The organism is Verrucomicrobiales bacterium (assembly GCA_016793885.1).
GTDB lineage: Bacteria > Verrucomicrobiota > Verrucomicrobiia > Limisphaerales > UBA11320 > UBA11320.
Window position 1 is genome coordinate 21085 of record JAEUHE010000237.1, and the last position, 13033, is coordinate 34117.

Sequence of the window (13033 nt, forward strand, 5' to 3'; positions counted from 1 at the left end):
GGTACGGTCCGAACCAACCCACGTCGCCATTGCCACGAGGCTCCATTCAGACATATAGTCGGCAGTGGGTTCCGTATTTTCATGAACACGCGCCACAATCTCGCTCTACTCACCCTACTGGCATGCCTCGTACCGTCGACTGCGTTCGCAGCCAGCCAACTCGTGCTTTCCGAGTTCATGGCCGGAAACAGCTCCACTCTCCCGGATGAGGACGGCGACTTCGAGGATTGGATCGAAATCCACAACCAGACGGAGGCCGCGGTCAACCTGGCAGGCTGGGGGCTGACAGACAATTCGGGGGCGCCGTTGAAGTGGGCATTCCCGTCAACCAATCTACCGGCCAAAAGTTACCTCATCGTCTTTGCGTCCGCCAAGGATCGACGAGCTCCCGGTGGAACATTGCACACGAATTTCAAGCTATCGTCGGATGGAGAGTATTTGGCACTCGTTGAGCCGGACGGTGTGACCAAGGCCACGGAATACTCGCCCGCCTTCCCACGGCAGTTTACGGATATCTCATTCGGGCCGGCAGCGGAGTTATCCACCCAGCTCTTGGTCTCCCCCCGTTCGCCAGGAAGGCTACACATTCCCTCCAGCAGCACCGGCGGCCAAAGCTGGACGTTGCCTGGATTTGATGATTCCAGCTGGGCGTCCGCAACCAACGGAATCGGATTCGAGACACCAGCGCCGGAGTACGCAGCTGGAGCGTTTCCAGATCGTGTGCTGGCGGGCGGGCCGCTGCTCTATCTGGCTTTCGGCGAATCGGGGACAACTCTGACTGGGAACCAAGGAAGTCTGGGCTCCCGCGCGGCCGGCGTTGCCATCAATGGAGCCCAGCTCAACCTCCCTGGTCCTCGCCCCCCGACTTACGCCGGCTTGGAGAGCTCGAATGGCGCGGCAGGCTTCGACGGGATCGATGATCGCATTGAGGTGGCCTACATGCCCGAGCTCAATCCGCAGCTGTTCACTGTCGGATGCTGGGTCCGACTGACCGAGACCTCCACGCGGGTTCGCTCTCCCCTCTCGTCGCGGGCCGATCCCTCCAAGCAGGGCTACGCCTTTCAGGCCGGAGCGAACCAGCGTTGGTCATTCCTCACCGGGAACGGGGGTCAGGGAGCCTGGACTGCCCTGAACGGGCCAGCCGTCAGCCTCAACAGTTGGACCTTGCTGGTGGGAACATTCGATGGCACCTCGATGCGCTTTTACGTCAATGGAGCAACCGCCGGAACCATCGCCACGACCTTCACCCCCAACACGTCTGGACCGCTGCGTGTTGGCGCCGGGGGCACCAACGACAGCGCGGCGGAGTTCTTTCCCGGCCAGGTCGACGAGGTCTTCGTGCTGGAGCGTGCTCTATCCGCTGCGGAAATCATCGGGTTTTATCGAACGGGCACGAACGGGGTCTTCCTGCCCAACGCGTCGTATGCATCGCTGATCGCGACCGACATCGGAAACCTCATGCATGGCGTGGAGGCGTCAGCCTGGCTGCGGCTCCCCTTTGTCGTGTCCAACCTGAGTTCGATCGGACTGCTCCGGTTGCGGATGAAGTACGACGATGGGTTCGTCGCTTACCTCAACGGACAGGAGATAACCGGCGCGCACGCGCCGCCCGAAGTCAGCTGGGATTCGAAAGCCTCCGAGCGGCACCCAAACGACCAGGCGATCAAGTTCGAGGAGTTTAACGTCACGGCGGCCCGCGGATTCTTGCAGGAGGGAACCAACATTCTAGCCATCCACGGCCTGAACCTCGAGGCCAGCAACCGCGATTTCTTGATGCTCGCTGAACTGGAAGCGACCTATGTGGGTGACTTCACCACCACGCCTCGTTACTTCAGGCGGCCGACGCCGGGCCAACCGAATAGCCAGGGTTCGCAAGACCTCGGTCCCATTCTGAGCGAGATCGCCTTCTCTCCGGCTCCGCCGCTCCGTCCCAGCGATTCGGAAGACATCACCGTAACGGCGCGGGTGACTCCCGCTTTCAGTGCGGTGCAGGAAGTCAACCTGCGCTACCGGATCATGTATGGAGCAACGAACACACTGCGCATGCTTGATGATGGCAAGCATGCCGACGGGGGGGCTGGGGACGGTCTTTACGGGGCCGTGATTCCGGCCGATGCCTCCAAGCCCGGTCAACTAGTTCGGTTCCTGGTCACCGCCACCGACGCGGCTGGCCGCAACTCCCGCTGGCCGCTCTTTGAGGATCCAGAGAACTCCCCGGAATACCTTGGCACCGTCGTGGCCAACCCGGGCGTGACCAGCGCCCTGCCCGTTTGGGAGTGGTTCGCCCAAAGCACTGGCAATGCTCGCAACCGGACCGGGAGCCGGGGCGCGGTTTGGTTCAACGGGGAATACTTCGACAATATCTTTGTTCGCGAGCGCGGTGGATTCACCTCTATTGGGTCCCAAAAGTTTGACTTCAACTCAGGACAGCATGTGCGCATCAACGAGGAAGTCGGACGCGTGGAAGAGGCCAATCTGAACAGTAATGGAGGAGACCCTAGCTACATGCGCATCCCTTTCTCCTACGAACTGCATCGCGCCGCCGGCAGCAGCGCCGGAAACAGTTTTCCGATCCTGATGCGCGCCAACAACACTGCCGACCGCGTCGCCCTCTATGTGGAGCAGGTCGACGAGCGCTTCTTGGCCAGGAGGGGCTACGATCGCGACGGGGCACTTTACAAGTTCGTGCAAAGAGCCGAACTCACCCCCGGATTCAACGACGTGACCGACGGCGTCGAAAAGAAGACGCGACTCTTTGAGGACCGTAGCGATCTCCAAGCCATTTCCACTGCCGTCCGCGCGACCAACAACATTGAGGGCCGGGCCGCCTTCATGTTCGATAACTTCAACCTACCCAGTTTTATCAACTACTTCGCGGTTCGCGCGGTCACCCGAAACATCGATGCGGTCCGCAAGAACTTCTATTTCTATCGGGATACCAACGGCACCGGAGAATGGGAGATTTTCCCATGGGACATGGACCTCACCTGGGGAACCGGCGGGGACTTTAACCATGAGGTACATCCATTCCATGGCGATATCGCCCACCGATGGCTAAACCCGGATCAGTGGAACTGGGTCTGGGAGGCGCTGTTCAACGATCGGCGGACCCGCCCACTGATCCTCCGCCGCTTGCGTTCGGTCATGGATGAGTTTCTGGGGCCGGTGGGGCGCCTCGAGAATCGGGTGGATGCCTGGTTCGCTCCAGCCTATCCCCACCTTGGAAACGGCGTCTCGAACGAGGTCCGCGCCTTGAAGTCGAACATTCAGTCCCGACGCAACGAACTCTACCGGATTTACTCTTCGGAGAACACACCGGCAGGGATCAACGGAGTTATTCCCCCTCCACAGCCTCCCAATGTTCAAATTGAAATCGCGAGTTGGGAGGTCAATCCCACGAGTGGCAACCAGGCTGAGGAGTACGTGTGTCTGACCAATCCCACGCCCTACGCGGTGGACCTGTCGGGTTGGCGCCTGAGCGGCGGAGTCCAGTTTGAATTCAAGCCAGGCACCGTGGTGGGTTCAGAACAACGTCTCTATGTCGCAGCAGACAACCTGGCTTTTCGGCGCCGCAGTCAGTCCCCCAAGGGGGGCGAGCGCAACCTGGTCGTGGGACCTTATCAAGGTCAGCTCTCCGCCCGAGGAGAAGTCGTCCGCTTGGTCGACGATCTGGGGGCTATTCGCCACGAAATCACCACGGCTACGAATCCCAGCGAGGCCCAAAGGTTTCTACGGATCACCGAATTGATGTATCACGCGCCGGCGGAAACGAGCGGCGCTGACGCCAGCGACACGCTGGATTATCTCGAATTCAAAAACACGTCCGTGGACACCACCTTAAGTTTGCGGGGCATCCGTCTCATCAACGGCGTGAGGTTCGATTTCTCGACGTCGGCCGTGGCGGACCTCGGGGCGGGCCAGACTGTCCTGGTGGTCAAGGATAGAGCCAGGTTCACGTCGCACTATGGCCCGCGACCCAACATCGCCGGCCAATACGAAGGTTCTCTGGACAATGGCGGTGAGCGCCTGCAACTCGTCGATGCCACCGGCGAGGAAATTTTGGACTTCGCCTACCAACCCGACTGGCACCCCCTCTCCGATGGACTCGGATTCTCCCTCGTCATCATTGACGAACTGGCGGAGCCCGACTCCTGGGGAACACGGGATCAATGGCAGATCAGCGCTTCGATATCCGGCTCACCAGGGCTCAGCAATCCGACGCCGTCCAGGCCGCCCGGCGTGTGGGTTAACGAGGTCCTGAGTCGAACAGAAACGCCGCCATGGACCGACCGCATCGAACTACGGAATCCCACCTCAACCCAGGCAGACATCGGAGGCTGGTGGCTGAGCGACGATTTAAAAACACCCAAAAAGTTCCGCATTCCCTTCAACACCCGGATTGCGCCCGGAGGCTACCTCGTCTTCTCCGAAGCCGACTTTGGAATCGGAGCCAATGGCTTCGCCCTCTCGGCCGATGGCGATGAAGTCTGGCTGGTGAGCGCTGACGCAACCGGAGAACTCACCGGATATCTGCACGGCTTTCGATTCGGCGCGACCTACAACACCACGAGCCTGGGACGTCATGTCACCAGCACCGGGGTAGAACGTCTTGTTCCACAGACCGAGATCAGCCTGGGAACAGAAAACAGCGGACCGCGGCTTGGCCCCCTGATCCTCAGCGAACTTTACGTCCAGCCGCCCGCCGATAATGCGCAGGCGCCCGCCTCGGATGAGTTCTTGGAGATACAGAACTCCTCGACATCAAGCGTGCTACTCTTCAATCCCGGCACCCCCACCCTGCCCTGGCGGCTTAGCGGCGGAGTTAGCTTCGAGTTCCCCACGAACCTGCTGCTGGCAGCGGGCGAGCACCTCATCGTGGTCGGTTTTGATCCATCCAACCTGAGGGAAAGCGACGCGTTTCGCGCGGGACTCAACGTGGGCGCCACAACCCGGCTGCTAGGGCCCTATCTGGGCAGGCTCGACAATGCGGCGGACACTGTAATCCTCCAGGCTCCGGACCGTCTGGCCGATGGTCGCTTGGTGCGGATCGATGTAGATAGGGTGGACTATCGATCCGAGAATCCATGGCCCAACACAACCCGAGGCACGGGTCTCTCCCTCCAGCGCCGAGGCGAGACGAGCTTCGGAAATGACCCAACTTCTTGGGTGGGCGCCGCCCCCTCTCCGGGACGGGCCCTCACGACGAGCGGAATCGAAGCCCCAAAGTTCCGACTGAATCCGCTCAGTCAGACCGTGGTGGCTGGGAGCGACGTCCGCCTGGAAGCACTGGCCACTGCCACCCCGGCCGCCCAGTACGTTTGGCGTCACAAGGGAACCCCGATCCCGGGCGCAACCAACCAAACGCTGCACTTGAACTCACTCCAGCGGGCGCAGGCCGGGAACTACGATGTGATCGCCTACAACGAGGGAGGGAGCGCAGTCAGTTCGGAGTCAGTGATCAGCGTTGAGCTGCCTCCCAGCATCTTATCGCAGCCGCAAAGCCTGGCCGTGCGTCCCGGGAGTAACGTCGTCCTGCGCGTGCTGGCATACAGCCCGCAGCCGATCACCTACCAATGGCGCAAGAATGGCACGAGCCTCCCGGGCTCGACGAATTCCACACTAAGCCTGCCCAACGTGCAGGGCGCCGACGCCGCTCAGTATAGCGTCCGCGTTTCAGACCAAGTGCTGACCGTGACCAGCGATACCGCCCTGCTCAGCCTGTTGGTGGATCCACTGATCATCCAGCAGCCGTTAAGTCAGACCGTCGTCGCGGGATCCAGCATCACGTTGAGTGTAAGCATCACCAACACCGCCACTCTGCCCATCGGTTACCGGCTCCGTCGCAACAATGTCAACGTTCCGACCGCCTTCCCCGGGGGATTTCAGGTGCTGTCGCAGCACACCGCGTACTTCACAGTGTCCGGCAGCAACGCCGCACCTCCCTGGTCGTCGTATTCCATTCACGTCACCAATCAGGCCAGGAGCACGGGCTTAACCTCGACCAATGCGCTGCTCACCTACGTGGCCGATACCGACAAGGACGGGCTGTCGGACGAATGGGAAACCCGCTTCTTTGGATCCGCCACCGGAGCACCTGCGGGCGCGGACACCGACGGCGATCGATTGACCAATCTGGAGGAATTCATCGCTGGGACGAATCCAACGGATGCCCTGAGCTATTTAAGGATCGAGGCATGTTCTTCACTGGGAGGCGCCTCCGTGTCGTTCCAGGCCCGCTCGAACCGCACCTACAGCCTCCACCTCAACGATAGGTTGGCCGAGGGTAAATGGCTGAAATGGCAGGATATTCCGGCCCAGGCGACCGATCGGATGGTGACCATCGATGACCCGGGGTTTAGCACCAACCGCTTCTATCGGCTAACGACACCACGACAGCCTTAAGGAGTTCGGGCATCCCACCGCGGTCCGAGATCACTCCACTCGACCCGGAGCCCGTCTGCCAATTCCGGGTTGCTTCGTGGCTGTGTCCCCCAATTCGACCCGGGCAGCCTCAGCCAACCGCTGCAAACGGCGGATGGTCCGGCGGTGAGTGGCCGCCAGGTCGCGAGTCTCTCCTGGATCGCGATCCAAGTCATACAACTCCTGCCCTACAGGCAACTCCACCGTGGCCGCAGGCCGCCCATCAAGGCCGCCAGGTTTGCCGTTCAGAACAATGGCTTTGTGTGGAAAATGAAGCTTCCATCGACCGCTCCGCATCGCCTGGAGCTCCCCGCTGTTGTAGTAGAAGTAATACGCATCCTGGGGCGAACGAGCTCCGGGCGCACCCCGAAGCACCGGCCAGACACTGCGTCCGTCAATTGGCAGTGGAGGCAAGGGCGCCCCAGTGATCTGGGCTATCGTGGGAAGCAGGTCGATGGTCATCCAAGGGGTGTGGCTGACTCGGCCCGCCGGCACGTGTCCGGGCCATTTCACCAGACACGGCACTCGGACCCCGCCCTCGAACGTCGAGGCCTTTCCTTCCCGAAATGGCCCGGCGCTACCTGCGTGGTTCCCGTAGAAATGCCAGGGGCCGTTGTCGGAGGTGAACACCACCAGGGTGTTCTGCTCGAGCCCAAGTCGCGACAAAGTGTCGAGCACCTGCCCGACCGACCAATCGATCTCCTCAATGACATCTCCATACAGGCCGGCCGGCGACTTGCCCGCGAATCCCGCACTCGCATGAAGCGGAACGTGGGGCATCGAATGCGCCAAATATAAAAAGAAGGGGCTCTCTGCGTGCCGCTCAATAAAGGACACGGCCCTCTCCGTGTAGCGTCGAGTCAGTTCCCTTTGATCCGGCATCGTTTCAACCACGCGATCCCCGTCGATCAGGGGCAAAGGGGGATAAGTCCCGGTCTTGGCCGTCGGGTGACGCGGCCACATGTCATTTGAGTATGGAAGCCCGAAGTACTCGTCGAAGCCGTGCCGAAGGGGAAGAAGCGATTCAGGCCGGCCGAGATGCCACTTGCCCATCATGCCGGTGGCATAACCGCGCGCTTTGAGTAGCCGCGCGATCGTCCATTCATTGGTGTTCAGTCCAATGCGACTGTTGGGAGACAGCGCTCCATGAATTCCGAGTCGATTCGGATAACATCCAGTCAGGAGCGCGGCTCGCGAGGCGGAGCATACTGGCTGAGCGACATAAAAGCTCGTGAAGCGAGTTCCCTCCCGGGCCAATCGATCCAGGCGCGGGGTGCGAATACCCCGGGCTCCGTAGCACCCCAAATCTCCCCATCCCAGATCGTCGCAAAACACTATCACGACATTGGGAGGGCGGACAGGTGCCGCCGACGCGAACCGCTCCCCGCCCAGGATCATGCCAAAAGCGAGTAACGAAGCCAGCCAGCCCCGATAGAAGTGAGAGAACATGCCCGAGCCTACCCACGTTCCCCAGGTCTCTGCCAAGCTGGAAGTTGATGATCGTTCTCGGGATAGCGCTCAGGGCAGAACTTCCACTCGAAAGAACCGCACACGCCCCTGGTCATCGGGCGGAAGAACTTGGGAGAGGCTGGCGCTTCGGGCCGAGATCCACCCGGTCACCGGCTCCCAAGCCAGGAAGTCTGAACTCTGCACCACTCGATAGATGCGCCCGGCGGAAGAGCTCCAACTCAACACCACGGCACCGCCGGGCTGCAGCAGCGGCGCAGCGATCCGCAACACCGACTCGTCGGAGTTAGGATTCGTGCCGGCCAGAAACTCACCTAGGTCGGTCTGTCCATCCTGGTCTGAATCCCGGTCACCCGGATGGCTGGCAGCGACCTGGCCGAAGTAGGCCTTTTCCCAGTCGTCAGAGATCCGGTTAGCATTCGCATCCTCAAAGGCATAGAGGCCCGAGAAGACCAGCTTCTCCCCCAAGGCCACGGTGTTGGTCTGTGGAGGAGGAGTGTGGTAGAACGGAACCGGATTGAAAACGATTCGGTACTCTCCGGCCGGCAAATTGTTATCCAGGAAATGCGTCCCGGCGCCGCTTCGACTGGCGGGACCGCTGATGACGAAACGGGACTGCGCCAGATTGTTCGTCACCTCGACGGATGCGGTCGGCACCGTATCCACTACGATCGACACATCGTCGATGAGCCATCCGGCCCGTCGCTCGTTTTCAAGTGAGAAGGTCACGAAATGAAACACAACCGAGGCCACGCGTCCCAGATAGGGCGTCAGATCGATCTCTTCTTCCAGCCAGTTGGAGCGCTCGTCTCCCAAGCTGAGCAGCACGATGGGCGTCAGCGCGTTGTTGGTGATCAGAAGCACCTCGCCACCGATGATGATGTCCAACTCGCTTTTCTGCAAAAAGTCGTAACTGTGCCAAAATTTCAGCACCGCCCGATTGCCTCCTGCTAGACTGACCGCTGGACTGACCAGGAAGCTCTCGGCCAGATCTTGGACTCCTCCGTTCAGATTGCTGGCCCAGGCGTTGGGTGGAGAATGCGCGGCGGTTTCCATCCCGTTGCGCGGCACGCCCAGCTGCCAGGTGCCGATCGTGAATTCCGAGTCAACCACCGTCCAGTCATCACCGCCACTGTCCAAATTATCGCGCCAGGGCAGCCCGCGGGGCGCTAAGGTGCGAAACGTGTAAAGCTGGCCTCCGTTGTCGTCCTCGATGGCATTCCCCGCCTGGTCTCGGCTCGTGATTTTGTAATAGTAAAGCCGGTCCGGATCCAAGCCTTGGAAGCTCAGCTCATGTTCGACATCCAAGGAACCTCGAAAGGCGGTCCGGCCGAGCCTCCTGGTCTCACCGAACTCGATGAGTGAGTCCGCCGCCTCGGAAGTGGTCCACGAAACAGTCGCCCCCTCATAATCAGCCTCAATGTCAGGGCCATCGGTGATGTTCGGAGCAATGGTGTCGATGCGAGCTGATGCGGTAATGGTTTGGCCCGGCGTGGGGCCCACAAACTGCACCCAGATATCATCGCCCTCAGCGGCCACCAATCGTCCAACACCCTGGCCAACCGTGGGGTTGACCAAGATCAAGCTTCCACGAAAGACCCCTAGCTTCGGGCTCTCAGTGAGGGTCACGCGCACCCCTTCCGGTGTCGTGTCGCTCCACGCCCTGACTTCGATCGAGCCCCGCTCAGCCAGCTCCGAGTTCCCTAGCTCGATCGACATGCGGCTACTCAAGGTGTACCGACCATTGTCCAAGGTGATGGTAGGCGTCCCGTCTGCCCCCGGAGCCAGAAAAGCCAACGCCCGCCGCATAAACTCCGTCCGGTTGTTGGGCGATGGGCCATTCATGCGTATCGCATCCAATGGGAAAGCCAGATACACACTTCGGCCTCGGCGAACGCCAGCCGGAAAGCGCGGGAAGCGCAGGCCAATGGGCTCACCACTCACAGCGTCCGTAAGGATGGGCACCGCTTCGTCGCCAGCGGTGAGGTGGTCCGATAGATCCGCCATTTCAGTCAACTCCGCGAATGCAGCGTAATTGGAGTAGTCGAGGGACAACTCCAAGCCATCGCTGACCGGATCGCCGGAACTGCCGAGAGCCCCTGGAGCTTCCAGGTCGGCCTCAAACGAGGCCACGTGGGCGATCTGGCTTTGGAAAGTGGGATTCGAAAAACGGCTCAGGCCTTCCATGCTCGCCATGAAAAAAGACCCGCCCGTCTCCTGAAACTGATCGAGGGCGGCGACTTCCCCGGGCGTGATACCCGCAAAAAAGTCCATGTCATTGATACGCCAGATCACGACCCGATAAGTCTCCAAGTTCTCCAACTTGATCTCGGGTCTCGCGCTCCGATCCCAGACGTCGTAACTCACACCCAAAGCATCCAGGACTGAAGTATAAGACGTCAGCGGAATAAAATCCGTGTCAAAGAGCTGATCCGGCTCATATGCATCCACGAGCAGCAGAGTCTTGTTCGGCGCCGATGTGAAGGTAAACAGCGCGCCGCCGTTGTTGTTCGTCGAGTGGTTGCCTGCTTCATCCCGCGCCACGACTTCAAACACATAGGATCGCCGAGGGACCAACCCCGCCAGAATCACGGAGTGGTTGGTGACTGCAACTTCATTGGTAACGGCAGCGGAAAGCCCGGACAGCCCATAGCGGACGATGGAGCTCGAAGGCTCGTCCGTGAGCCACGAAACCACGGTATTTCCAAACTCATTGGTGGTGGCGACCGAACCGATGATGGGAGCCACCAGATCGCCACGAGCGATCCGTTTCAACTCCTGGCCGTCCTCCGCCCGGTGCACAATCTCAATCACATCGTTGTGAGCGATCTGGAGTCGGCCATCCGGAACGGCGGGGCCGGTCACGGTGGCAATGCTCCCGGTGAACAACAGCGAAGATCCTGAAAGCCGGAGCAGGACAGATTCAGGCACGGACTCGGTCGTGCTCTTCACGGTGACTGTCAAGGTCTGCTGGCCTGCGAACTCAGGGTCCAGCACCGCGAGCCTGATGAGGGAAGGCGAAGTGTAGCTGGGGCGATCCATAAGAATCGCGGCGGTGCTGGGAACGGGAAGACCGCCCGAGACCACCAGTGCAAAGTCCTGATCGATCAACGGCGTGCTCACGATCGCATCCTGAACGACGTTGAATGCCCGGATTCGAATGAGGTACTCGCCTTCCTGCGGCAGGCGGAGATGAACGCCCTCCACATTGTTCAACCGATCCGACCTCAGGGGATTGGCGACCGATTCCCCGCCAGCAAATTGATTTCCTCGATAAACCGTGCCGTCTGGACCCACCACTTCCAGATCCAGGTCGTTCACCAACGCGGGAATCGCTCCTGGAAACCCCGGAACGTCCGTGTAGGCCAAGGTAACCTTGAGTTCCTCCCGATCCTGTGAGGTGATGATCACCCGCTTCTCGAACATCTGCCCACTGCTGAGCCGAACCGTCTGATCCGTCAGGTCGTATCGCCTGGGCTCGGCTCCGATAACGCGCGTCAGATCCACCCGCCCCCAGCCTTCGTCCTGATTCGGGATCGAGCTTGTTCCAAAGTCATCATCCATATCGATGGCCGAGTTGATGAGCACCGCCTTGACCATGGCCGGTGAGGGCTTCTTGCCATAAAGGGACTTATGGTACTGCACGTAGACCGCCGCCGCCCCTGAAACCTGGGGTCCCGCCTGGCTGGTTCCCCCTTGGTAAATGTAGTCCTCGGAGATCGAGGCCCAGGCATTGTCCTCCGGCGCCACTCGCGATTTCATCGAAGCTATCCAGGTCCCCGGCGCCACGACATCCGGCTTGATGCGCCCGTCCTCACAGGGTCCCCGGCTCGAAAAATCAGCCATCGCGTCAATGCCGTCGCCATAGATGAAAAGGTCGAGCCGATCGTTCTGGGAAGCTCCGGTGGCGATCACGTTCTTTCCTACGGCGGGACTTCCGATGGTCCGAGCCCCGGGACCGGCGTTCCCCGCGGAGAACTCCAGAATGTATTCCTGGTCTCCCGGCGTCAGGGCATCGGCATCCCGCACCAAGGCATCAAACTCCGCGGCGCTAATGTCGTAGGCACCCTGAGTGTCGTCCCCCCAGCTGTTGCTCCCGATATCCGCACCCGCTCGTACCGCATCACGAGTCAGGGTTTCGTAGCTGGGCGGAGCCTCGTATCCCCCGAAATCGTCAAAGAGTCGCTGGGCTACGATCTTGGATCCGGGAGCCACTCCGAGCCCGTAAAGAAAGCCGTTCTCGTCCTGTTCCCCGGTGGAGGCGTTACCAGCCACGATACCAGTGACATGAGTGCCATGACTGTGTCCGTCCGAAGCGTCCGTGAGGGCTCCATAGTAGAACAGGGCGGTAACCCGGCCGGCGATGTCCGGGTGCATTTCCTCGATAATGCCGGTGTCCAGCCCGCTGTCCGCCACCGCCACGGTCACCCCGGAGCCGTCGAATCCGAGTTCTTGTGTGTAAAGGCGCCCACTCCCGCCATCCCCGGCCACAATCTTGGCCGCAATTTCGTCGACGAGCTTAGGAGTCGGGGCGGGCTCAACCCAGAGCACCCAGGGGGAGCTGAGCAACTCCAAGAGCTGCCCCACTTGGATCCTACCTCGCATCAACCCACCGAACCGAGTCTCGCTGGAGTGTTCCAACCGGCTCAACCGCCGTTGTAGGAGCCCGCGCTCCAAAAGGCCCGTGCGGGGAGAGAGCAGGATGTTGACCCGCCGGTCCAGTCCCGCCACGCCCTCTTTGCGCCACCGCGCCAAAGCCGGGTGAAGCTTGTAGTCCAAGCGATACTCCCCCAGCCAACGAACGGCGGGAAGAGCTCGGATCGCCGAGAGGGACGCTTCGCGAAGGCGCACGATAAACGCGTCGTCGGGAACATACGTGAGCAACTCGATACCCATTCCCACCAAAATGTCACGGGAGCCTTGGTCCAGCCGGCCCTCCAACTGAAGCAGATAGAGACCCGAGACAAGATCCTCGGCCTGAGGAGCGATTCGAGCGGCCGGAGTCGCAGGCTGGGTACGGATCACCTGCTGGCGCAAGCGGATTTGCTTCTCCTGAGCAGCCGAGATCGAGAGGCTGATGTTCCAGAACAGGACAACCATCGCCCAGAAACTGGGCTGGCGGACGGGGCTTAAAACGACGTGCACG

General features: G+C 60.8%; 3 protein-coding genes. 1 reads left to right on the plus strand and 2 read right to left on the minus strand.

The window, feature by feature from the left end; genetic code table 11:
• The first annotated feature begins 81 nt into the window (after nucleotides 1-81).
• A complete protein-coding gene (locus JNN07_26215; protein ID MBL9171255.1) occupies nucleotides 82-6402 on the plus strand; it encodes a lamin tail domain-containing protein in 6321 nt (2106 codons plus the stop codon).
• A 30-nt stretch (nucleotides 6403-6432) separates the two neighbouring features.
• Here JNN07_26215 and JNN07_26220 read toward each other — a convergent pair whose 3' ends face one another.
• Nucleotides 6433-7869, minus strand: a complete 1437-nt coding sequence (locus JNN07_26220; protein ID MBL9171256.1) for a sulfatase — start codon at nucleotides 7867-7869, stop codon at nucleotides 6433-6435.
• A gap of 69 nt (nucleotides 7870-7938) precedes the next feature.
• Entirely contained in the window at nucleotides 7939-13032 is a 5094-nt protein-coding gene (locus tag JNN07_26225; GenBank protein MBL9171257.1) for a S8 family serine peptidase, read from the minus strand.
• Between the last annotated feature and the right edge of the window lies 1 nt (nucleotide 13033).

Bases quoted from the DNA above. Each gene is read 5' to 3' on its own strand.
- JNN07_26220 (MBL9171256.1), bottom strand. From the start codon at position 7,869: ATGTTCTCTCACTTCTATCGGGGCTGGCTGGCTTCGTTACTCGCTTTT.
- JNN07_26215 (MBL9171255.1), top strand. From the start codon at position 82: ATGAACACGCGCCACAATCTCGCTCTACTCACCCTACTGGCATGCCTC.